Here is a 22,949-nt window from a genome sequence, read left to right on the forward strand (position 1 = left end):
TGGGCTGCCTGGGCGGGGCAGGCATGCTGTTGCTGTTCGCGTTGCTGACCAAGCTGTTCGGCCTGGACGCGCGCCAGGCGATCAATACCGGCCTCGGCCCGCTGCCTCTGATCGACGTGCTCGCCGCCTTCGTCGCGATGTTCCTCGGCGGCGCCCTGGCCCGTCACCCTCTGTTCCGCTGGATCGCCCTGCTGCTGATGGCAGCGATGTGGGCGCTGACCCTGTTCACCGTGGTCTCGATGGCGCTGCCCGACAGCCCGCCGCCGATGCGCTCGATGGGCGCCGCGCTGAAATTCAACGCGCTGGCGATCGCGCTGACCCTGGCCGCCGCCTTCGCCGGCGCCCTGCTCGGCGAGCGTTTCGGCCAAAAGCGCGCCGGCGCGCTGGGCCGCGACGGTTTGATGCGCCGCTGAACCCAGCGCCTCCCCGCAGAGACCCCGGCCGCTTCGATTCCGACTGTAGGAGCGACGCGAGTCGCGACCGCGGGGCCGCAACTGCGACGGAGCTTTCGGCGTAGCCGCAATCGCGCGGTCGCGGCTTGCGCCGCTCCTACAGGGAGCTGCGGCCGCTTCGATTCCGGCTGTAGGAGCGACGCGAGTCGCGACCGCGAAGCCGCAACTGCGACGAAGCCTTCGACGTAAGCGCGATGGCGCAGTCGCGGCTTGCGCCGCTCCTACAGGGAGCTGCGGCCGCTTCGATTCAGACTGTAGGAGCGACGCGAGTCGCGACCGCGTAGCCGCAACTGCGACGGAGCTTTCGGCGTAGCCGCGATGACGCGGTCGCGGCTTGCGCCGCTCCTACAGGGAGCTGCGGCCGCTTCGATTCCGGCTGTAGGAGCGACGCGAGTCGCGACCGCGTAGCCGCAACTGCGACGGAGCTTTCGACGTAGCCGCGATGGCGCGGTCGCGGCTTGCGCCGCTCCTACAGGGAGCGGCCGCGACTCAACGCGGATCGGATCGCCCACGCAGCCCGGCTTCGCGCCGGGCCGCCCGCGGCGCGGCGCTCAGGCCGCGTCGCTCTCCGCCTGCGCCCGCGCGCGCTTGAGCGCGATCAACGCCGAGGTGTCGGCTTCGCCGTAGCCGCGTTCGATCAGTTCGGCGTAATCGGCCGCGGCCTGGTCCAGGGTCGCGGTGCGCACGCCGGTGTCGCGGGCGATGCCCTGGACGATGCGCAGGTCCTTGAGCATGTGCTGGCACTTGAAGCCGGGCGCGAACTCGTCGCGCAGCATGGTCGCGCCGCGCTTGTCCAGGAACCAGTTGCTGGCGGCGCCGGCCATCAGCGTCGGCAGCAGCTTGTCCGCGGCCAGGCCGAGCTTCTCGGCCAGCGCCAGGCCTTCGCACACCGCTTCGTTGATGCCGGCCACCAGCACCTGGTTGATCGCCTTGGTCGCCTGGCCGGCGCCGGTGGCGCCCATGTGGGTGATGCGCGCGGCGTAGCTGGCGACGATCTCGTGCACCCGCTCCAGCTGCGCTTCGTCGCCGCCGACCATGATCGACAGCTTGCCGTTGCGCGCGCCCTCCACGCCGCCGGACACCGGCGCGTCGAGGAAGCCGATGTCGTGCGTGCCCAGCAGCGCCGCGGCGCGGCGCGCGGTTTCCACCGACACGGTCGAGTGGTCGACCACGATCGCGCCGGGCTTGAGCACCTCGGCCAGCGCGGCCACGTTCTCCAGCACGTCCGCATCGAGCGAGACGCACAGGATCACCACGTCGCAATCGGCGAAGTTCGCCGCCGAACGCGCGGCGCGTACGCTCAGTTCCGACGCCAACGCGTCGGCCTTGGCCTGGGTCCGGTTGCCGACCGCGGTCAGACATCCCTTGGCGTGCACGTAACGCGCCATCGGCGCGCCCATCGCTCCCAGACCGATCACCCCTGCTTTCATTTCGAACCTTCTGCCCGTCGGGGCGTTGATTGTTGCCAAACCATGATGCGGCATCGCCGCCTTGCGCGCTCGTTTCGCGGCCCGGGCCGCGGCCGGCCAGGCCCGGAGCCGGCCGCAGCGGCCGCCGGTTCGCCCCGGCCCGGAGCCCGCAAAGCGCCCACCGTGCGCCGCCGCGCCCTCGATCCCGTTCGTTGCGCCCGCCCATGAACGGGCGGGCCGCCGCCCGGCCGGGCGGCCTCGTCGCGGCCGCTAGCCACCGCGACGGCTCAAGCGGCGCTCAGGCCGCCTTCCACTCGTACACGTCGACCCGGGAGGAGCCGGTCAGGTGCAGCGGGTCGCCGAACGCCAGCACCCGCGCCTCCTCCAGGTCGGCCGCGCGCAGCACGTAGGCGCCGCCGCTCTTGTCGGCGAAGCCGCCGGCCAATTCCAGCCGGGATTGCGCGCGCAGGCCGTCGAGGAACTCGCGGTGCGGGCCGATCTGATCGGTATCGAACTGCGGCAGGCGCATGACCATGACCAAATAGCGGTTCATCGCGCCTCCTCAGGCCAGCGGGGTGTCGTCGAGATAGGTGTAGCCGGTGAGGCCGGTTTCCAGCGCCGCTTCCAGGCGCGCGGCCTCCTCGGCCGGCAACCCGGCGGCGGCGACCTTGGCGCGGTAGGTCGCGCGCAGTTCGGCCAGCTGGTAGCCGACGTAGTCGAGCATGACGTCGGTGGTGTCGCCGCGGCGCTGCTGGGCGAAGCGGTAGCCGTCGCCGTCGGCGCGCACTTCGACCGCGTCGGTGTCGCCGAACAGGTTGTGGATGTCGCCGAGGATTTCCTGGTACGCGCCGACCAGGAAGAAGCCCAGGCGATAGCTTTCGCCCGACTTCAACGCGTGCAGCGGCAGCGAGGTGTCGAGGCCTTCGGTTTCCACGTAGGTGTCGATCTTGCCGTCCGAGTCGCAGGTCAGGTCGGCGATCACGCCGCGCCGCTGCGGCCGCTCGTTCAAGCGCTCGATCGGCGCGATCGGGAACACCTGGTCGATCGCCCACACGTCGGGCATCGACTCGAACACGCTGAAATTGACGAAATACTTGTCGACCAGGCGCTCGTTGAGTTCGTCGAGCAAGTCGCGATGGCTGCGCTCGCTCACGTCCAGGCGCGCGCGCACCGCGTGGGCGATGGCGTAGAACAGGTCGTCGATGCGCGCACGGTGGGTCAGGTCGATCTGGCCCAGCGCGTACAGCGACAGGCCTTCGCCGTGGTGGTGCTGGGCCTCGTGGAACAGCTCCACCGCCGGACGCAGGTCGAGTTCGTCGTGGATCTCGCGCAGGTGGCGGATCACCGCCGGTTCGTCCTCGTGCGCGGGCGGCACCCGGCCTTCGGGCGCCTCCTCGATCTCCGACACGTTGGCCACCAGCACCGCGTGGTGCGCGGTCATCGCGCGGCCGCATTCGGTGACCACGCGCGGCGGGGTCAGGCCATATTCCTGGCAGGCTTCGGCCAGCGGCTGGACGATGTTCGAGGCGTATTGGTTGACGCCGTAGTTGATCGAGCAATAGCTGCGCGACCGGGTGCCTTCGTAGTCGATGCCCAGGCCGCCGCCGACGTCCATGTAGCGCACGTTGGCGCCGAGCTTGGACAGTTCGACGAAATAGCGGGTCGCCTCGCGCATGCCGTTGGCGATGTCGCGCACGTTGGAGATCTGCGAGCCCATGTGGAAGTGCAGCAGGCCCAGGCAATCCTGCAGGCCGTTGTCGCGCAGCTGCTTCCACAGGTCCAGCACCTGGCGCGGGCTGAGCCCGAACTTGGCCTTGTCGCCGCCGCTGTTCTGCCATTTGCCGGCGCCCAGCGAGGCCAGGCGCATGCGCACGCCCAGGCCGGGCTTGACCCCCAGGGCCTTGGCTTCCTCGAACACCAGCGCCAGCTCGGACGGCTTTTCGACCACGATGAAGGTCTCCATGCCGAGCTTGCGGCCGATCAGGGCCAGGCGGATGTACTCGCGGTCCTTGTAGCCGTTGCACACGATCAGCCCGCCGGGCCGGCTCAGCGCCAGCACGGCCATCAGCTCGGGCTTGCTGCCCGCTTCCAGGCCGAAGCCTTCGCCGGCGTGCGAGGCCAAGGTGCCGGCCACGCCCTGGTGCTGGTTGACCTTGATCGGGTAGACCGCGGTGTAGCCGCCGGCGTAGTCCCAGTCCTGCATCGCCTGGGCGAAGGCGCTCTGCAGCTTGCCCAGGCGGTCGCCGAGGATGTCGGGGAAGCGCACCAGCAGCGGCAGCTTGGCGCCGGCTTCGCGCGCGGCGTCGACCACCTCGGGCAGCGGCACGGTCGGGCCGCGCTCGCCGCGCGGCTTGACCACGATCCGGCCGGCGCCGTCGATGTCGAAATAGCCTTCGGACCAATGCGGGATCGAATAGGTCTTGCGGGCCTGATCGAGCGACCAGTCGGACATCGGCGCGTTACCGTCAAAACTGTGGGGAAGGCGCATTCTACAGGCCGCGTCCGCCCGGGGGACCGTTCCGGCGCGGCGCGGAACGGCCGGATCGGCAAAAAACCGCCGCCGCGGCGGCGCCGGGCCGCGGCGGGGCGAGGTTCGACGCCTCCCGCGGCCGGCCGCGCGACGTGCGTTCATACCGGTCCGCTACAATCCGCGCCCCAAGCCCGGCGCGTCCGGGCGCCGCCGGCCGGGCCCGCCCGCGCCTTTCGATCCAGCCAGGCTGGCCGCACCAGCACATCGTCCGACCCAGGAGCACGCGCATGACCAACGAAGCCCAGTGGCATTACGAGAACTTCGAGCCGACCGGCTCGTCCATCGGCTATCGCATCACCCGCAAGCTCGACGAGGTGCAGTCGCCGTTCCAGAAGATCGAGATCTTCGAGACCACCGACTGGGGCAACCTGATGCTGATCGACGGCGCGGTCATGCTGACCACGCGCGACAACTTCCTCTACCACGAGATGATGTCGCACCCGGCGCTGTTCACCCACGCCGCGCCGAAGAACGTCGTCATCATCGGCGGCGGCGACTGCGGCACCCTGCGCGAGGTGCTCAAGCACCCGGGCGTGGAGGAAGCCGTGCAGTGCGACATCGACGAGCAGGTCACGCGCATGGCCGAGAAGTGGTTCCCGGAACTGTGCGACAGCAACGCCGACAAGCGCGCGCAGCTGCTGTTCGACGACGGCATCGCCTACATGGCCAACCGTCCGGCCGGCAGCGTCGATCTCATCATCGTCGACTCCACCGACCCGGTCGGCCCGGCCGAGGGCCTGTTCAACAAGGCCTTCTACGACAGCTGCTTCAGCGCCCTGCGCGAGGACGGCATCCTGGTGCAGCAGTCCGAATCGCCGCTGATGCTGCTCAAGCTGATCCAGGAAATGCGCACCGAGATGGGCAAGGCCGGGTTCCAGACCTTCAAGACCCTGCCGTTCCCGCAGCCGTGCTACCCGACCGGCTGGTGGAGCTGCACGCTCGCGCGCAAGGCCGGCGGCTTCGAGTTCCGCCAGGACGATGCGCAGGCCAAGGGTTTCGCGACCAAGTACTACAACGCCGGCATCCACCACGGCGCGCTGTCGACCCCGGCGTTCGTGGCGCAGGCGCTGGGCGAGTAAAGCGTCTGCGAGCTTCGCCGAAAAAAGCCCCGCACTCGCGGGGCTTTTTCGTAGTGCGGCGGTAGGAGCTGCGAGTCTGCATGCCGTCATCCCCGCAAACGTGGGGATCCGAAGACTTTAGAGCCCAGTCGCGATGAAGCCCTGGATGCCCGCTTTCGCGGGAATGACGGTAGGTGAGTCTCGCCGCGCCTCTCCCAGATCGTCATCCCCGCGAAGGCGGGGATCCAGAGACTTCAGCGCCATGTCGCGATAAAGCCCTGCACGCCCACCTGTACAGGCAAGACGACAGCAGCGCTTCGCACGAATCGACAACAGCGGCCTCGGGGCGATGCCCTCCGGCCGCCGCCTTACCCCGGCAACTCAGCGGAACGCCGCGATCGCCGCCGCGCGTTCGCGCATGACCCGCTCGTTGTCGCGCGTGCTGGTGCCCAGCGGCCGGCTCACGCCGCCCGACACATAGCTCTGGTCGATGGTCGAGAAGTAGCCGATGCGCGGCTGCGGATTCGAGTTCACCGCCATGATCGTGCGGAAGTTCCCCGCCGTGTTGACGTAGCCGTGGCCGTAGGAGAACGGCGTGGTGGTCGGGTCGTTGTCGTGGCGGGCGCCGAACAGGTGCGCGGCTTCGTGCACGAAGGTGAAGGTGCTGCAGGTGTGGTTCTGCACGAAGAAGCCGTTGGCGGCGTTGGCGCCGATCGCCGCGGCCTGGCCGCACAGCAGCGCGCCGCCGCTGGTCTGCAGGCCGTCGCGCACGACCAGGGTCACCAGGTCGGCGGCGGTGCTGTTGCGCTCGGTGGTCGAATACGCGTCGTACCAGCCGTCGTTGGTGACCCGGATGCGCGAGAGCAGCGTATCGGAGACGTTGGTCGCCTGCCCCTGGCTGGCGAAGCGCACCCCGGCGCTTTCGAAGCGCACCGGCAGGACATTGTTGGCGAACGCGGTATTGGACTGGGCGATGAAGAACGCGGCGCGGTCGTTGGCCGAGTTCTGTCCGCCCAGTTCGGTCACCGCTTCCGGGGTATAGACCTGCAGCACGCGGATGACCGTGTCGGCCAGCAGCGCGTTCGCCGCCGGGCGCGCGGCGAGGGCGCGATCGGGCTGCGCCGGCAGATCGGAGTGCGCGGGCGTGTCGTCGGCGCCTTCCAGGCTGGCCGGATCGCGCTTGACCAGGTACTGCTGCGCGCCGTTCTCGGAGGTCAGCAGTTCGTAGACCTCGCCGCTGGCGGCGACGATCTGTCCGGTGACGCGCTCGCCGCGCACCACGAACAAAGCGGTCGACGGCGGCTGCGCGCCGAGCTGGAGCTGGCCGTTGGCCTGCAGCCGGTCGGCGCCCGACCAGACCGTATCGCCGGCGGGCGTGCGGTACGACTTGGCCAAGCGCATGTGCATGCGCGCGCCCTCGGGCAGGCTCAGCGTCAGCTCGCGCTGCGCGCCGGACAGCAGCTTGCGGTCCACCGACACCGCCGCGGCCCATTGCGCGGTCTTGCCGCGCAACATGCCGTTGACGCTGGCCGGTACGTTGGCGGTCGCCGCCGCGGCCAGGCGCGGGGATTGCGCCTGGAACAACTCCGGCGTCGCGCTCGACTGCGCGCCGGCCAGGCTCGCCGACGCCGCGATGGCGACGGTAATGGACGCTACCAGGATGGTCTTGTGCATATGCGTGTCTAACCCCGAAAAGTGCCGCAACGATGAAGGAATCGAAAGCGGCCGCAGCCGCCGGATCGGTTCGCGCCGGCCTCGCCGCACAGCATCGGCGACGACGCGGTAGCGCGAACGCAACTGAGCTTAGGCACGGGGAATGGGGCGCGATCCGAGCGCGCAAGGGCGGCGTGCGCGGCGAAACACGCGGCGCATCACACATTCACAGATTTGCACGACTATCGATGCGGCGCGGATGCGCGGTGCGCGCGGCCGATCCGCACGACGCGCACTCATATGGACTGCATTCGCTGTGGACGCGAACCGGCGCGGACGGCGCCAAAGAAAAACCCCGCAGTTCGCGGGATTAATTCACAGTACCGCTGTAGGAGCTGCGCAAACTGCGACCGCGACACCGCGGTTACGACGCAAGCGTGGTGTCGCGGTCGCAGCTCGCGCAGCTCCTACAAACGCATCACCCGAACAACTTCGCCGCGCCGACGTTGAGCGCATAGCCGCCCACCGTCAGCGTCGCGAACAAGATCGCCGCCAGCAGCATCGGCTTGGCGCCGGCCTGCTTGATCGCGCCGATGTGGGTGCGCAGGCCCAGCGCGGCCATCGCCATCGCCAGCAGCACGGTGTCGATCTGGATCACCGCCGCCTTCCACGCCGCCGGCAACAGGTGCAGCGAATTGATGCCGCTGACCGCGACGAACAGCAGCGCGAACCACGGGATCACGATCTTCGAGCGCTGCGCGCCGGCCTCGCCGCCCGCGCCCAGGCGCGAGGACAGGATCAGCAGGAACGGCGCCAGCAGCATCACCCGCAGCATCTTCTCGATCACCGCCGCCGACGCCGCCTGCTCGCTCACTGCGCGCCCGGCGACCACCACCTGCGCCACCTCGTGGATGGTCGAGCCGGCGAACACGCCGTAGGCATGCTCGCTCAGGCCCAGATACGGATACGCCCACGGGTACACGAACATGCCGACGGTGCCGAACACCACCACCGTGGCCACCGCCACCGACACCTTGTGCGCCTGGCCCTTGACCACCGGCTCGGTCGCCATCACCGCCGCCGCGCCGCAGATCGCGCTGCCGGCGCCGATCAGCATCGAGGTCTCGCGGTCGAGCTTCAGCCAGCGCGTGCCCAGCCAGGTGGCCAGGCAGAACACCCCGGCGACCACGACGATGTCCACCGCCAGCCCGGCCGCGCCGACCCCGGCGATTTCCTGGAAGGTGACCCGGAACCCGTACAGCACGATGCCCGCGCGCAGCAGCATGGCCTTGCTGAAGTCCACGCCGCTGCCGACCTTGCCGGCGATGGCCGGGAACGCGGTGTTGCCGACCACGATGCCCAGCACGATGGCCAGGGTCAGCGCGCTGAGCCCGGCGGCCTGCAGCGCCGGCACCGCGGCCAGGCCCGTGGCCGCGGCCGCGATCGCCGCCGCCAGCGCCAGCCCGGGCCAGAACCCCGGCTGCCGGTGCGCGCCTTGGGGGGCGACGGGGGCGGACGAGGTCGAATGCAGGGCGGCGGACACGGCGGCGTACTCGGCTGGGAAAGACCGCGCCACGGTAGGCCCGCCCCCTGGTGGAGTCCAATACATATAATTCAAGGATCCATGAGTTGAGCTCATAGCCATGAACCTGCACCTGTTGCGCGTGTTCCTGACCGTGGTCGAGCAGCAAGGCTTCTCGCGCGCGGCCGACACCTTGTTCGTAAGCCAGTCGGCGGTGTCCAAGGCGGTGCGCGAGCTGGAGAGCCAGCTCGACCTGCCGCTGCTGGAGCGCACCGGCAGCGACGGCAAGGCGGTGCGCGGCGGCGTCCACGGCATCGCCCTGACCGACCACGGCCGCGCCCTGTTCGAGCACGCCCGCGCGATCTTCGCCCTGGAGCGCATCGCCATCGAGGACATCCGCGACCGGGTCGAGCTGCGCCACGGCCGCCTGCGCATCGGCGCCAGCACCACGGTGGCGGCGTATTGGCTGCCGCAGCAGCTCGGGCCGTTCATGCGCCGGCATCCGCAGCTGGCGACCGAGCTGATCGTCGGCAATACCGAGCAGATCAGCCGCGCGGTGGTCGATTGCGCGGTCGATATCGGCTATGTCGAAGGCGCGGTCGAGGATCCGCGCATCGCCGTGCGCCATTGGCGCGACGAGCCGCTGCGCCTGATCGCCGCGGCCGACAGCGCGCTGGGCGCGCGCCGGCGGCCGTCGATCGCCGAGCTCTCGCGCCAGGCCTGGCTGCTGCGCGAACCCGGCTCGGGCACGCGCCAGGCCGCGCAGTCGCTGTTCGCCGCGCGCGGCATCGTGCCGGAGCGCACGGTCGAGATCGGCAGCAACGAAGCCATCGCCCGCGCGGTCGCCGCCGGCGCCGGCATCGCCCTGCTGCCGGCGACCGTGGTCGCCGACCTGATCCTGATGCAGCGGGTGCGGCCGATCGCCCTGGGCGAGGACGACGCGCTGAGCCGGCCGCTGTACCGGCTGGAACTGGCCAACCGGCCGCGCGCGCCGGCGTTGCAGGCGTTTCTTGCGCAGGAGAGCGAGTGGTGAGCGGCGGCGCGCGGAGCGGAACGGGCTTCGACATCGGTTCGTAGTGTCGAAGAGACTTCGGCGCGGTTTCGAAACGACGCGCCCGCGCACGCAGCCACCTCGGCAAGCGGAATCGTGCTCACTCCGCCCGTCGCGGCTGAACGACAGACATCGCAGCCGGACCCGCCATCGCACCGGCGCCACCTAGTTGTCGCGCGTTCACCCCGCCGCGCAGGCCTGCGCACGCGCGCTGCGCGGCCGCCGCAACGGCCGTTCGGCCTAGGCGCGAAGGCGCGCAAAGTCGCAGTCGCTAGATCGGACGCCCCATGCCGGCGCCCGCGCGCGCCGCCTAGCGTGGCTTCGCCGCACTGCCGCGGCGCCGACTCTTCCACGCCATGACCCTCGCCTCCCCCGCTCCCCGCCGGCTGCGCCGGTGCCTGCTCGCCGCCGCGGCGCTCGTCGCCGTCGCGCCCGCCCTCGCCGGCCCGGCCACGCTGCCGCCGCTGCCCGAATCCGCGCTGCGGCCGGTCGTCGCCGACGGCGCGATCGTCGCCGACGCGCGCGGCCTGTGGGCCGTGCCCGGCTACGGCGACCTGTACGCGTTGTCCGCCGACGGCGCCTCGATGTACCACTACGCCGGCGGCCTGTGCTGGCCGGTCGGCGCCGCCAGCGGCACGATCCTGGACAAGGTGACGGCGTACTACGGCCGCTCGGCGCGGCCGCGCGACTTCGTCATCGCCAGCTCGCGCCAGGGCACCCAGTTGCACGCGGTCGGCCTGAACCGCCTGCCCGCAGCCTGCGCCGCGCCGATCGACCGCAGCCGGCCGCTGTACACCTTCGACGCGGTCGCGCTGACGCTCAAATCGCTGTACGCCTACAACCGCGAGCGCAACCTCGACTGGAACGCGCGCATCGCCCGTCTGCGCCCGACCGCCGCGCGCGCGCGCAACGACGCCGAGCTGCGTCCGGTCATGGCCGAACTGCTGCGCGGCCTCGACGATCTGCACACCGCCTTGTACGGCGAGACCGACGGCCGCAGCTTCGAAATCCAGGGCCAGCGCGGCGCCCACTTCAATCGCCTGCGCCAACGCTTCGACCAGCAGCCGCACGAACTGGCGTTCCTGGACTGGCTGCAGACCTGGATCGCGCAGGAACGCGTGCAGGCCGACGCGCAACTGCTGCCCGGCACGCGCCGCAGCGCGCTCGACGGCCAGGTGGTGTGGGGCCGGCTGCCCGGCGGCGTGGGCTATCTGGCGGTCACCGCGATGGCCGGCGCCGGCGGCAACGAAGACGAGCAACGCGTCGCCGCGGGCCGCGCGCTCGACGCGGCGCTGGCCGACCTCAAGGACACCCGCGCGCTGGTGTTCGACATCGCCCACAACCTCGGCGGGCTGGACATGGTCTCGGCCGAAATCGCCGCGCGCTTCGCCGATCGCGAACGCCTGGCCTACACCAAGCATCCCTACGCCGACACGCGCGTGCAGCCGCAGCCGTTGCGGATCGCGCCGGCCGCAACCGCGCGCTATCTCAAGCCGGTGTATCTGCTGACCAGCGAATTCACCTGCAGCGCCGGCGAGACCTTCACCATGATGATGCGGACCTTCCCGCACGTGGTGCAGGTCGGCCAGCCGACCCAGGGCATCTTCTCCGACGGCCTGGCCAAGTTCCTGCCCAACGGCTGGACCTTCAGCCTGTCCAACGAGATCTACCGCGACGCCCGCGGCGAATCCTTCGAAGCCCGCGGCCTGCCGCCGGACCGATACGCCTCGGTGTACCCGGCGCAGGAAAGCGCCAACAGCTACGGCCGCGCGCTGCGGCGCGTGGCGCAGTGGGCGGCGCAGCGGTGAACCGACGGCGCGCCTGTGGCGTTCGACGCCGCAGGCACGTCGCATTGGAACGCCCGCGCCGGCTTCGTTTGCGACTGTAGGAGCTGCGCAAGCTGCGACCGCGACAGCACGGCTACGGCGAAAGGTCCGTCGCAAGCGTGGTTGCGCGGTCGCGGCTCGCGCCGCTCCTACAGGGGCTTCGGGCAGTTTCGTTTGCGACTGTAGGAGCTGCGCAAGCTGCGACCGCGACAACGCGGCTACGGCGAAAGGTTCGTCGCAAGCGCAGTTGCGCGGTCGCGGCTCGCGCCGCTCCTACAGGGGGCTTCGGGCGGTTTCGTTTGCAGCTGTAGGAGCTGCGCAAGCTGCGACCGCGACTACACGGCTACGGCGAAAGGTCCATCGCAAGCGCGGTGTCGCGGTCGCGGCTCGCGCCGCTCCTACAGGGGCTTCGGGCGGTTTCGTTTGCGACTGTAGGAGCTGCGCAAGCTGCGACCGCGACAACGCGGCTACGGCGAAAGGTTCGTCGCAAGCGCGGTTGCGCGGTCGCGGCTCGCGCCGCTCCTACAGGGGCTCCGGGTAGTTGCGTTTGCGACTGTAGGAGCTGCGCGAGCTGCGACCGCGACAGCAAAGCTACGGCGAAAGGTTCGTCGCAAGCGCGGTTTCGCGGTGGCGGCTTGCGCAGCTCCTACAGCGGCTTCGGGCGGCTTGCGTCGCGGGCGGTCAGTCTTTGCCGCGCATCAGGCCTTCGCGCCAGGCGAACGCCACCGCCTGGGTCCGGTCGGTCACCCGCAGCTTCGACATCAGATTGCTCAGGTGCGCTTTCACCGTTTTCTCGCTGATCGACAGGCTGGCCGCGATCCGCGCGTTGCTGCCGCCTTCGGCCAGCCGCCGCAGCACGTCCAGCTCGCGCTCGGTCAGTTCCGCGAACGGGTCGGCGGCCGGGCGCCGCGGGCGCTGCATGCTGTTGAGGATGCGCCGGGCGATGCTCGGATGCAGGGTCGATTCGCCCACCGCGGCATGGCGGATCGCCTGCAGCAACGCTTCGCCGCGGGTCGACTTGGGCAGGAACGACTGCGCGCCGGCCTCGATCGCGGCGAACGCCAGTTCCTCGTCGTCGGAGGAAGTCAGCACCATGATGTGGCTGCGCGGGCTGGCCGCGCGGATGCCGCGGGTGGCGGCGACGCCGCCGATGCCGGGCATCATCAGGTCCAGCAGCACCACGTCGGGCGCGTGCAGGCGCGCCATCGCCACCGCGTCCTCGCCGTCGTCGGCCTCGGCCACCACCGCGAAGCCCGGCGCCAGCCGCAGCAGGCTGCGGATGCCCTCGCGCACCACCGCGTGATCGTCGGCCACCAGCAATGTCGTCGTCGTTTCCATCCCTGCCTCGTCCTGTGGGGTCGTCCTGTCGAGCGCGCTCACGCCGGCGCATCGGCATCGAATTCGGCGCGCACCTGCGTGCCGGCGTCGGAGGAGACGATCTTGAGCTGCCCGTGCGGCAACTGATCGGCGCGCCAGCGCAGATTCGCCAGGCCCATGCCCAGCGGCGCGCTGGCCGGGTCGAAACCGCCGCCATCGTCCTGCACGCTCCACCACCAGCGCCCGTCGTAGCGCTCGCCGGCCACGCGCACGCGCCGGCAACCGCTGTGGCGGCGCGCATTGGCGACCGCTTCGTGGGCGATCATCAACAGCTCCTGCGCTAACGCCGGCCGCTCGCGCAGCCAGTCCTCCAACGCGCGCGGCAACGCCAGTTCCCAGGCGATGCCCGAGCCGCCGAGCAAATCGTCGATGTTGCGGGTCAAGGCCTCGCGCAAACCCAGTTCGGCGATCGCCGGCGCGCTGAAACCCGACACCGCGTCGACCAGATCCTGCTGCAGGCGGTCGGCCAGCGCGCGCGCCTGCGCGACCGTGCGCGCCAGCCGCTCGTCGCCGCCGGCATCGTGCTCGAGTTCGGCCAGCTTCAGGCCGAGCACGAAGCTGCGCTGCTTGGCGGTGTCGTGCAGGTCGCGGGCGATGCGATTGCGCTCCAGCGAGCCGCCCAGCGCCTTCTCCAGATGCAGCGTGCGCGACAGCGCATCGGCCATGCGGTTGAAGCGCTCGGCCAGCGCGCTGAACTCGTCGCGCGAACGGTCGGCGATGCGCACCGAGAAATCGCCCTCGGCCCAACGGTCGGCGGCCTGGGTGGCGCGGCGCACCCGCCGCAACAGCAACCACATCCACAGCGCGACGAAGGTGGTGCCGATGCCCAGGGCGTAGAAGAACGTACGGGCCAGATCGTAGGGCACGACGTAATCGGTATCGGTCGCCCAGCCGGGCCAGTAGCTGACGCCGACCAGCGCTTCGCGGCCGCCGCCGAGCGCTACGCGCCGGGTCATCGCCCACTGGTCCGGGCCGTGCAGCAGCGCGTTGCCGCGCGCGGCGCCGGCGCGCAGTTCGGCGTCCAGCGCCCGACGCAGCAGCGGCACCGGCGCCGGCGCGGTGGCGCAGGCGATGCGGGCGCCGTCGAGCACGCGGACGTTCAAACGCCCGTCCTTGAAGTACGCGACCAGATCGACGAAGTCGGACACCTCGCGCACACCCTGGTCGGCCAGGCCCCACAGCACGGTGTCGGCCAGATGCCGGCACGCGACCGGATCGGTCACGTCGATGCGGCCGGCCGGGGCCGCCAGCGCGGCAAAATCGGCGCGTTCGAGCAGGCCGCCGGCGTCGCGCTGGAAGCGCGCGTTCGACAGCCAGACATCGATCATGCCGGCGACGAGCCACACCGCGATGAAGGCGAGGAAGAAACTCGCCACTTGTTTCACGAACAAGCCGCGGGGGCGAAGGAAACGCAACCAGGACAAGGGGGGACTCGCGCTGGCGAAGGAGCGCGAGTGTCGCGGCCGGCCAACGGCGGCCGCATCGGTCGAAAGTCCTACCGCGGTGCGCTGGCGACGCACGAACGCAGGCGGGATTCAGCCAGCGCCGCCAACCGACGGGTCTTCATTGCCGAATTCGCTCGATCGCGGCCTGCAACGACACCGACCGGTCGCCGCGCGCTATTGCAGCCAATGCGGCAGCCAAGCGCGCAAGCCCGCGCGCCGGACGCTTACAACGCGTCGCCGTCCATCTCGCCGGTGCGGATGCGCACCGCGCGTTCCAGATCCCATACGAAGATTTTGCCGTCGCCGATCTTGCCGGTACCGGCGGCCTTCATGATCGCCTCGACCACGGTATCGACCTGATCGTCGGTCACCGCCACTTCCAGCTTGATCTTGGGCAGGAAGTCGACCACGTACTCGGCGCCGCGGTAGAGCTCGGTGTGGCCCTTCTGGCGGCCGAAGCCCTTGACCTCGGTGGCGGTGATGCCGGCCACGCCGGCCTCGGCCAGCGCCTCGCGCACATCGTCGAGCTTGAACGGCTTGATCACCGCCATGACCATTTTCATTCGCCTGCCTCCCGCCTGTAGCGCGGCGCCGGCGGGTACCGGCGCGTTCGGATTGGCGCGCAGGATAGCGCGCCGGCGCGCCGCGACCTAGCCGCGCCGCCGGTCGGGCGGCGTTCACATCGCCTGCGCGGCACGCGTCGGAGGATGGCAACGGCGCGTGAAAGCGGCGGCGAACCGACTCCCCGGAGGCTTGCCGCATGCGCCAGCGCCGTGATGTAGTGACCGCGTCATCCACTTCGGACTTTTCCGACAGCCCGCCCCGGCCCCGGCCGACGGCGTCGCCCCGGTCCGGCGGTCAAGCTGACCCCAATACCGGAGGAGTTTCATCTACATGATCGACTTGAACTACATCGACGACCTCGCCCGCCGCCTCAGCACCCTGGTTCCGCCGGGCGTGCGCGAAGGCCGCGAAGAAATGCAGCAGAACTTCAAATCCGTGCTGCAGACCGGCCTGTCCAAGCTCGACCTGGTCACCCGCGAGGAATTCGAGGTACAGCGCGCGGTGCTGCTGCGCACCCGCGAGAAGCTCGAAGAACTGCAGCGCACCGTGGCCGAGCTCGAATCCCGGCTCGACGACGCGTCCGAACCCCAGCACTGAGTCGTCCGCCATGAACCTGGCGCTCGTGCACAGCCGTGCGCGAACGGGGGTGCGTGCGCCGGCGGTACGGGTCGAGGTGCATCTGGGCGGCGGCCTGCCGTGCATGAACATCGTCGGCCTGCCCGAAGCCGCAGTGCGCGAAGCCAAGGACCGGGTGCGCGCGGCGATCGCCTCGGCGCAGTACGAATTCCCGCAGCGGCGCATCACCGTCAATCTCGCTCCGGCCGATCTGCCCAAGGACGGCGGCCGCTACGATCTGGCCATCGCCCTGGGCATCCTCGCCGCGAGCGGGCAACTGCCGTTGCCGGCGCTGACCGATTGCGAATTCCTCGGCGAACTCGGCCTCACCGGCGAACTGCGCGCGATCGACGGCGTGCTGCCGGCGGCGCTGGCCGCAGCCGACGCCGGGCGCCGGCTGGTGGTGCCGGCCGGCAACGGCGCCGAAGCGGCGCTGGCCAGCCGGGTCGAGGCGCGCACCGCGCGCACGCTGTCGGAAGTCTGCGCGATGCTGTGCGAACGCGCGTCGCTGCCGCGCGCGGTCGCCCCGCCGCTGGCGCGCGCGCCCGAGCTGGACATGCGCGACGTGCGCGGCCAGGCGCAGGCGCGGCGCGCGCTGGAGATCGCCGCGGCCGGCGGCCACCATCTGCTGCTGATCGGCCCGCCCGGCTGCGGCAAGACCTTGCTGGCCTCGCGCCTGCCCGGCCTGCTGCCCGAAGCCGGTGAGGACGAAGCGCTGGAAACCGCCGCGATCGCCTCGGTCGGCGGCGGCGGCCACGGCCGCGCGCTGGATCCGGCGCGCTGGCGCCAGCGTCCGTTCCGCGCGCCGCACCACACCGCCAGCGCGGTGGCGCTGGTCGGCGGCGGCGCCGATCCGCGGCCGGGCGAAATCTCGCTGGCGCACCACGGCGTGCTGTTCCTCGACGAGTTGCCCGAGTGGGAACGGCGCGCGCTGGAAGTGCTGCGCGAGCCCTTGGAATCGGGTGTGGTCACGGTGTCGCGCGCGGCGCGCAGCGCGGAGTTTCCGGCGCGGTTCCAGTTGGTCGCGGCGATGAATCCCTGCCCGTGCGGCTGGGCCGGCGACAGCAGCGCGCGCTGCCGTTGCACCGAAGACGTCATCCGCCGTTACCGCGCGCGCATCTCCGGCCCGTTGCTGGATCGCATCGATCTGCATATCGAAGTGCCGCGGCTGCCGCCGTCGGCGCTGCGGCCGGATCAGCCCGAAGGCGAAGCCAGCGCCGCGATCCGCGAGCGCGTGAGCGCCGCCCGATGCAGGCAGGCCGAGCGCAGCGGCAAGATCAACGCGCGCCTGGATCAGGCCGAAACCGGCCGGCACTGCCGCCTGAGCGAAGCCGATCAAGCCTTGCTGGAACGCGCGGTCGACGGCCTGCAATTGTCGGCGCGCTCGATGCACCGGATCCTGCGGGTGGCGCGCACCATCGCCGACCTCGCCGGGGCCGAGCGCATCGGCACCGCGCACCTCAGCGAAGCCATCGGTTACCGGCGCGCCGACCGCGACAGCGCGACCCGGGCCGCGTGAGCGCGCGCTGCCGGCCATGACAAGCATCACTGGCGGCCGCGCCGCGCCTGAGGCCTTGTAGCGCCTGGCCTGGAACGGCAAGCCGCGGCCGCTATTCATCGCCGCGATCGCGCTCCCGGCTGGGCTATAGTCGCCGCGCGGACCGGGCAGGCGGCGGCCCGCCGGCCGCGGGCGCGCGGCACCAGCGAGGCCTCCGGCATGTCCGAGTTCACCGTCCATACCCTGCTCAAGACGCCGACCGTGACGGTCCGCGACGTCTATTGCCGCGGCGAGTGCAAGCACCGCAGCGCCGAGGAATGCGCGGCCGCGACCCATCTGGTGTTTCCGTACCGCGGCGTCTACGTGCGCCATGTCGGCGAACAGGCCAGCGTGGCCGAGGCCAGCCAGGTGCTGTTCTTCAATGCCGGCGAGGGCTATCGGGTCAGCCATCCGATCGAGGGCGGCGACGCCAGCCTGTCGGTGTCGGTGGCCGAACCGATGCTGCGCGAGATGGCGCCCAAGACGCTGCTGCGCGAGGGCGAGGCGCTGTCGTTCCGCCAGCCGCGCCTGCGCATCGACCCGCGCGCGCAGTCGCTGGCGATGCTGCTGCGCCACAGCCTGCGCCAGGGCATCGCCGAACCGCTGGAAGCCGAGAGCCTGGCCCTGACCCTGGTGCAGCGCGCGCTGGGCCCGCGCACCGCGCACGCGGCCGGCGCCAGCGCCGGCCAGCAGCGGCTGGTCGAGCGGGCCAAGCTGGTGCTGGTCAGCGACCTGTCGCGGCGCTGGACCCTGGCCGAGATCGCCGCCGAGGTCGGGGTGTCGCCGGTCTACCTGACCCAGGTGTTCCAGCGCGTGGAAGGGCTGCCTCTGTATCGCTACCAACTGCGTTTGCGGTTGGCGCGGGCCTTGGATCTGCTCGGCGAGTACGAGGACCTCAGCGCGCTGAGTCTGGACCTGGGCTTCTCCAGCCACAGCCATTTCAGCGCGGCGTTCCAGCAGACCTACGGCCGCTCGCCGTCGGAGTTCCGCCAGTCGGCGCTGCGCCGCTGAAGCCACGCATGATGCTCCCTGTAGGAGCGGCGCAAGCCGCGACCGCGACACCGCAAAAACGACGAGACCCACCACGACCGCGCCCCGGCCGGTGCCACGCGGGACCCGGACCGGCGCCGTATTCGCGGTGGCGCGGTCGCGGCTTGCGCCGCTCCTACAGGGACTCCATGCGGCCGCGCGACGATCGCTAAATTTTCTGACAGCGCCGTCCCCACCCGTGGTGGCCTACTGTGCCTGCCCGATCCCGGGCGCCTTTGGAGAATCCCCATGAGCGAGAAGACCTGTGCGGCCTGCGATTGCCCGCTCGACGAGAACGCGTTCCAGGTCAAGGTCGGCGGCAAGACCGTCGAGGTGTGCTGCGAGGAATGCGCGCAGAAGCTCGACGCGGCCTATGTCTCGGCGCAGTCGCCGGGACGCAACTGATCGTTCCGCCGGACGCATGCCCCGCGCGCTGGAAAACGCGCTGAGCCGGGCCTAAGTCGCCGGTGTGGGAAGACCGGCCGCGCGCCGCCCGAACGGGCGCACGCCGCAGCCGGCGAACGAAGACGACACCGCGGCGTTCGCGCCGCTCACCGATACGCAACGCCTCAGGCGGCGCATCCGCGCCGTCGCGGGCTTCTGCACGCCCGCGACGGCGCTGCGCAACTCAAGGAATGTGCTCATGAACCGCAGAAGTTTCCTGTTGGGCGGCGCCGGCCTGATCGCCGCCGGCAGCCTCGGCGCCATCGTTCATGCCGCCGCGCGCGGCGCGGGTGCGGACGGCGCGGGCGGCGCCGGTGCGAACCTGGATATCGGCGCGGCCGAGTTCCACGCCAGCCGCAAGTTCGTCCGCACCGCGTTCGGCAACATCGCCTACGTCGAGCGCGGCGAAGGCCCGGCGGCGCTGTTCCTGCACGGTTTCCCGCTCAATAGTTATCAATGGCGCGGCGCGCTGCCGCGGCTGGCGCCGTACCGGCGCTGCATCGCGCCGGATTGGCTGGGCCTGGGCTACACCCAGGTCGCCGAAGGTCAGGCAGTGGACCCGGACGCGCAGGTGGGCATGATCCTGGCGCTGATGGACCAGCTCGGCATCGACAGCGCCGATCTGGTCGCCAACGACAGCGGCGGGGCGATCGCGCAGTTGCTGCTGACCCGCCATCCCGAGCGCGTGCGCACCGTGCTGCTGACCAACTGCGATACCGAATTCGACAACCCGCCGCCGAAGCTGGTGCCGGTGATCGAGCTGTCCAAGCAGGGTCGCTTCGTCGACGAATGGCTGCTGCCGTGGTGGCAGGACAAGTCGCTGGCGCGATCGCCGCAGGGCTTCGGCGGCATGTGCTACGCCGATCCCGCGCATCCGGACGACGATGCCATCGACATGTATTTCGGCCCGCTGCTGTCCACCGACAAGCGCAAGGCGCTGACCCACGCCTATGCGATGGGCCTGGAGCGCAACGTGCTCGAGGGCATCGGCCCCAAGCTCGCCGCCAGCCGCGCGCCGGCGCGGGTGTTGTGGGGCATGGCCGACGACATCTTCGACACCAGGCAGGCGCAACCGCTGGCCGACGCCTTCGGCCAGTCGCGCGGGCTGCGCAAGCTCGACGGGCTCAAGCTGTTCTGGCCGGAAGAGCGCCCCGACGTGATCGCCGAGGAAGCGCAGCGGTTGTGGGCGGCGTGGGCGCCGCAGCGGGTGCGTTGATCGGCGCGGGCGGCGCGCGCGGTTTCAGTCGCGCTCAAGGTCGCGTTCGCCGGCGCGGTCGATCAAGTCCAGCGCTTGTCGCGCCAGTTCGCGGGTCAGCTCGAACGCGCCCAGCGCATGCGCGCGCCGCGCCTGGCCCGACCACAGCGACATGAAACCGTCGTCGCCGGCCGCTTCGGCCTGGCCGCGCAACGGCGCCAGCGCGGCGCCGGCGCCGGGAAACGCCGGCGCCAGCGGCGACAGCGGCCCGACTTCGCGCATCGCCCGGTTGACGATGCCGCGCGCGGGCCGGCCGCTGAACACATTGGTCAGCGCGGTGTCGTCGCCCTCGCCCGCCGCCAGCGCGCGCCGGTGCAGCGGCGCGATCGTCGCTTCGGCGCAGAACAGATACGCGGTGCCGACCTGCACCGCCGCCGCGCCGAGCGCGAACGCCGCGGCGATGCCGCGTCCGTCGAAAACGCCGCCGGCGGCGATCACCGGCACCTTCACCGCATCGGCCACGCGCGGCAGCAGCGCGAACAGGCCGGCTTGCCGGCTCACGTCCTCGCCGTCGAAAAATTCGTCGCCGAGAAACACGCCGCGATGGCCGCCGGCCTCGTTGCCCTGGGCGATCACCGCATCGCAGCCGTTGCGCTCCAGCCACACCGCTTCGGCGACGGTGGTGGCCGAGCCGATCGCGCGCGCGCCGGCCGCGCGCACGCGCGCGAGCAGGGCCGGCTCGGGCAGGCCGAAGTGGAAGCTCACCACCTGCGGCCGCAGTTCTTCGACCAGCGCGCACCAGGTGTCGTCGAACGGCGCGCGCGCGGCCGCGGCGCTGGCGGCGTCGGGGTCCAGGCCGAACTCGAGGTAGTACGGACGTAGCCGCGCGCGCCATGCCGCTTCGCGCGCCGGATCGGGCGCGGCGGAGCGATGGCAGAAGAAATTGAGGTTGACCGGCGCGCCGACCGCGGCGCGAAACTGCGCGACCTGTTCGCGCGCCTGTTGCGGCGACAGCATCGCGCACGGCAGCGAGCCCAATGCGCCGGCGCGCGCGGCGGCGATGGCCAGTTCGGCCTTGTGCGCGCCGGCCATCGGCGCCTGCACGATCGGCAAGGCGATGCCGAACAAGTCCTGGATACGGCGATCGGGCCACATGCGTGCGCGCTCCGCGGAGGATGCGCGCAGCATGCCACCGGCCGCGCGCGTCGTGTTGCCCCGCTGTGGCGGCGCGCCGCGGCGAACGTGCGCGCGCGCTCAGTCCCGCGGCCAGACCCCGCCGGCGGGATCGAACTCGGAGGTGCGCATGCGTTCGCCGCGCCAACCGAAGCCGCACACCGCGAGCGGGCCGTCGGCGAGCGGGTCGAGGCCGAACGCGCGCTCGATGTCGACTTCGTTGATCGCCGAGGTCACGAACGCGCCGAGGCCGAGTTCGGTCGCGCTCAGATACGCGGTCTGCGACAAGTGGCCCACGTCGAGCACCAGCGCGCGATAGGCCTTGGCGTGTTGGCGGTACTTCCAGAAGCTGCGCGCATAGCGCGGCGCCAGCACCACGAGCGCGTGCGCGTCGGCGAACCAATGCTGCCCCGCCACGGCCTGCGCGGCGAACTCGGCCAGCGGCGCCGCCGGCGCCGGCAGCGGCTCCAGCGCGTGTTCGACCGGGTGGTAGTGGTACAGGCCCGGCGCCACGCCTTCGACGTTCTGCACGATCAGATAGGCCTCGGTCGCGTGCAGGCCGCCGCCGGAGGGCGTGTGCTTCTTCAGGAACACGGTGTCGTCGCTGATGCGCACCTGCGCCTGCGCCGCGAACACGCGCTGCAGCATGCGCGCGAAGAGTTCGTAAGGCAGGGCGCGGGCGGCGTCGAAGTTGCGGCAGGTCGCGCGCCGCGCCAGCAGGCGTTCGAACTCGCCATCGTCCAGGCGCGGCAGCGGCAGGCGCGCGTCGGCCGGCGCGCGCTCGATCGCGTGCGGCGGCGGCGCGCCGAGCTGGCGGCGCAGGTCGGCGGCGGTGGACATCTCGGCCGCGTCCATCGCCGCCGCACTGTCCAGGCCCTGCCAGCGTCCGAGCCGATGCGCCAGCGCGGCCGGCGGCCACCAGTGGCCGCTGCGCAGCGCCTCGTCGCCCACGCGATGGGCCGCGCGGACCTCGTCGCTGTCGTCCTCGCTCAGCAACAATCCGCAGTCGAGCAGGCCGGCGAGGGTGTCGGCCTGCTCGGCCAGCCACGGCGCCGCGTCGGTCCACGCGCCCGGCCCGATCCGGCCGAGCAGCTCGCGCTGGGCCGGATCGACTTCGATCTCGGCGGCCAGGTGCGGCGCCAGCGCCAGCCAGCGCAGTCGGCGGCGGATGCCGGCCCCGCCGTTGAGCAGCGAGTCCAGGTCGAAGGCAGCGTCTTCGCGCGGCTCCAAGTAGACGATGGCGCAACGGCGGATTCGCATCGTGAGCTCTGCGCAGGGGGCGGCGCCGCTGATGGCGACGCGACGGACGGCTGGGACGGTTCCGGCGTCAGCGACGCATCGGCCGGGCGGCATTGTCGGCCGCGTCGGACCGCTGCGGCAATCTCCGCAGCCTGGCCGCAGCGACGGCAGCGATCGCTCGCCACGATCCGTCGTCCGTCCTGCGCGCGCGTCGCGATCCGCCGCCCCGATTCGTTCAGTCGCTTCAGCTTCGCAAGCCAAAGGTGTGCCGCAAGCTGCCATCAAACCCTATGGAAACCGCCATTTGTCCGGCGCATTCGGGTTGTACCGTTAGAGAGAGAAGGTTAGATTTCACGCTGTTTTCACGCCTGAACGGCACGTCAATCACAAGGGGAATGAGGACATGGCAAACAACGAATCCGGCGAAGGTCATCCGCCGTTGAGCGCGCAGGTCGCCGACAAGCTGCTCGACCTGCTGAGCAAGGACGACGGGTTCCGCGAGCTGTTCGCGAAGGACCCCATCGCCGCGCTGGCCAAGGCCGGGCATCCGCCGGCGCAGGCGCTGGTCGACGGCGGCGCGTACTCGCCGGCCGCGTTCACCTGCATGGTGACCCGCGCCATCGCGCCGAAGGCCGAGATCGAGGCGGCGCGCCTGGAGATCCGCAGCGTGCTGACCTCGGCGTCCTCGCACACCAATCCGCACTGCTTCGAAGCCGGGCGCATCGGCGAAGCCACCAGCGGTTTCGGCGACGGCGGCACCCCCTCCTCCGACTCCTGAGACCCGGCGCCGGCCTCTCGCCAGCGCAGCCGCAACGGCGCCGTTGGCCGCC

The 22,949-nt window shown here is 71.1% G+C and carries 20 protein-coding genes; 10 read left to right on the forward strand and 10 right to left on the reverse strand.

The genetic code is table 11. The features are described from left to right. Positions 1-23: 23 nt before the first annotated feature. Positions 24-413, forward strand: a complete 390-nt coding sequence (locus tag BLU84_RS18960; protein WP_139175124.1) for a hypothetical protein — start codon at positions 24-26, stop codon at positions 411-413. A 590-nt stretch (positions 414-1,003) separates the two neighbouring features. On the opposite strand, the gene BLU84_RS18965 is transcribed toward BLU84_RS18960, so the two are convergent. The 3 genes from BLU84_RS18965 to speA all read right to left on the reverse strand — a co-directional run bounded on the left by BLU84_RS18965 (position 1,004) and on the right by speA (position 4,313). After that, positions 1,004-1,882, reverse strand: coding sequence for an NAD(P)-dependent oxidoreductase (locus tag BLU84_RS18965; RefSeq protein ID WP_074870929.1), 879 nt, complete (start codon positions 1,880-1,882; stop codon positions 1,004-1,006). A 277-nt stretch (positions 1,883-2,159) separates the two neighbouring features. Continuing rightward, positions 2,160-2,414 carry a YciI family protein gene (locus BLU84_RS18970; protein WP_074870932.1) on the reverse strand — a complete coding sequence of 85 codons (255 nt, stop codon included), beginning with the start codon at positions 2,412-2,414 and terminating at the stop codon, positions 2,160-2,162. 9 nt (positions 2,415-2,423) lie between these two features. After that, positions 2,424-4,313, reverse strand: a complete 1,890-nt coding sequence (speA, locus tag BLU84_RS18975; RefSeq protein ID WP_074870935.1) for an arginine decarboxylase — start codon at positions 4,311-4,313, stop codon at positions 2,424-2,426. Positions 4,314-4,618: 305 nt separating this feature from the next. On the opposite strand from speA, the gene speE reads away from it, so the two are divergent. Further along, a complete protein-coding gene (gene speE, locus BLU84_RS18980; protein ID WP_074870937.1) occupies positions 4,619-5,470 on the forward strand; it encodes a polyamine aminopropyltransferase in 852 nt (283 codons plus the stop codon). 360 nt (positions 5,471-5,830) lie between these two features. On the opposite strand, the gene BLU84_RS18985 is transcribed toward speE, so the two are convergent. Together BLU84_RS18985 and BLU84_RS18990 are read right to left on the reverse strand one after the other, a co-directional pair. Then, entirely contained in the window at positions 5,831-7,123 is a 1,293-nt protein-coding gene (locus BLU84_RS18985; RefSeq protein ID WP_074870940.1) for a M12 family metallo-peptidase, read from the reverse strand. Between the two features lie 457 nt (positions 7,124-7,580). Continuing rightward, the gene (locus tag BLU84_RS18990) at positions 7,581-8,564 is read right to left on the reverse strand and encodes a YeiH family protein (protein ID WP_233431190.1); all 984 of its coding nucleotides are present in this window, start codon (positions 8,562-8,564) and stop codon (positions 7,581-7,583) included. Between the two features lie 181 nt (positions 8,565-8,745). On the opposite strand from BLU84_RS18990, the gene BLU84_RS18995 reads away from it, so the two are divergent. Together BLU84_RS18995 and BLU84_RS19000 are read left to right on the forward strand one after the other, a co-directional pair. Beyond that, entirely contained in the window at positions 8,746-9,657 is a 912-nt protein-coding gene (locus BLU84_RS18995; protein WP_074870943.1) for a LysR family transcriptional regulator, read from the forward strand. A 374-nt stretch (positions 9,658-10,031) separates the two neighbouring features. Then, positions 10,032-11,483, forward strand: a complete 1,452-nt coding sequence (locus tag BLU84_RS19000; protein WP_074870946.1) for a S41 family peptidase — start codon at positions 10,032-10,034, stop codon at positions 11,481-11,483. A 699-nt stretch (positions 11,484-12,182) separates the two neighbouring features. Here BLU84_RS19000 and BLU84_RS19005 read toward each other — a convergent pair. From BLU84_RS19005 to BLU84_RS19015, 3 genes are all read right to left on the reverse strand, one after another. Further along, positions 12,183-12,839 carry a response regulator gene (locus BLU84_RS19005; protein ID WP_074870948.1) on the reverse strand — a complete coding sequence of 219 codons (657 nt, stop codon included), beginning with the start codon at positions 12,837-12,839 and terminating at the stop codon, positions 12,183-12,185. A 38-nt stretch (positions 12,840-12,877) separates the two neighbouring features. Next, positions 12,878-14,263, reverse strand: coding sequence for a HAMP domain-containing sensor histidine kinase (locus tag BLU84_RS19010; RefSeq protein ID WP_211664577.1), 1,386 nt, complete (start codon positions 14,261-14,263; stop codon positions 12,878-12,880). Between the two features lie 284 nt (positions 14,264-14,547). Continuing rightward, positions 14,548-14,886, reverse strand: coding sequence for a P-II family nitrogen regulator (locus BLU84_RS19015; protein WP_031371341.1), 339 nt, complete (start codon positions 14,884-14,886; stop codon positions 14,548-14,550). A 331-nt stretch (positions 14,887-15,217) separates the two neighbouring features. On the opposite strand from BLU84_RS19015, the gene ubiK reads away from it, so the two are divergent. From ubiK to BLU84_RS19035, 5 genes are all read left to right on the forward strand, one after another. Next, positions 15,218-15,484, forward strand: a complete 267-nt coding sequence (ubiK, locus tag BLU84_RS19020) for a ubiquinone biosynthesis accessory factor UbiK (protein ID WP_074870951.1) — start codon at positions 15,218-15,220, stop codon at positions 15,482-15,484. Between the two features lie 10 nt (positions 15,485-15,494). Beyond that, positions 15,495-17,021, forward strand: coding sequence for a YifB family Mg chelatase-like AAA ATPase (locus BLU84_RS19025; protein WP_074870953.1), 1,527 nt, complete (start codon positions 15,495-15,497; stop codon positions 17,019-17,021). A 198-nt stretch (positions 17,022-17,219) separates the two neighbouring features. Then, on the forward strand, positions 17,220-18,050 hold the full coding sequence (locus BLU84_RS19030) for a helix-turn-helix transcriptional regulator (RefSeq protein ID WP_074870955.1): 831 nt from the start codon (positions 17,220-17,222) through the stop codon (positions 18,048-18,050). A gap of 267 nt (positions 18,051-18,317) precedes the next feature. Next, complete coding sequence (locus BLU84_RS27280) at positions 18,318-18,473, forward strand: hypothetical protein (RefSeq protein WP_170849203.1); 156 nt, start codon at positions 18,318-18,320, stop codon at positions 18,471-18,473. Between the two features lie 238 nt (positions 18,474-18,711). Continuing rightward, positions 18,712-19,728, forward strand: coding sequence for an alpha/beta fold hydrolase (locus BLU84_RS19035; RefSeq protein ID WP_074870957.1), 1,017 nt, complete (start codon positions 18,712-18,714; stop codon positions 19,726-19,728). A 24-nt stretch (positions 19,729-19,752) separates the two neighbouring features. On the opposite strand, the gene BLU84_RS19040 is transcribed toward BLU84_RS19035, so the two are convergent. Then, complete coding sequence (locus BLU84_RS19040) at positions 19,753-20,862, reverse strand: NAD(P)H-dependent flavin oxidoreductase (protein ID WP_139175126.1); 1,110 nt, start codon at positions 20,860-20,862, stop codon at positions 19,753-19,755. A gap of 99 nt (positions 20,863-20,961) precedes the next feature. After that, positions 20,962-22,140 (reverse strand): putative peptide maturation dehydrogenase, encoded by a 1,179-nt coding sequence (locus BLU84_RS19045; RefSeq protein ID WP_074870961.1) that lies wholly within the window; start codon positions 22,138-22,140, stop codon positions 20,962-20,964. A 382-nt stretch (positions 22,141-22,522) separates the two neighbouring features. Here BLU84_RS19045 and BLU84_RS19050 point away from each other — a divergent pair, with 382 nt between their 5' ends. Next, entirely contained in the window at positions 22,523-22,897 is a 375-nt protein-coding gene (locus BLU84_RS19050; protein WP_074870964.1) for an NHLP-related RiPP peptide, read from the forward strand. The last annotated feature ends 52 nt before the right edge of the window (positions 22,898-22,949 follow it).

Origin of the sequence: Lysobacter enzymogenes, from assembly GCF_900106525.1 — a bacterium.
In the GTDB taxonomy this organism is placed as follows: domain Bacteria; phylum Pseudomonadota; class Gammaproteobacteria; order Xanthomonadales; family Xanthomonadaceae; genus Lysobacter; species Lysobacter enzymogenes.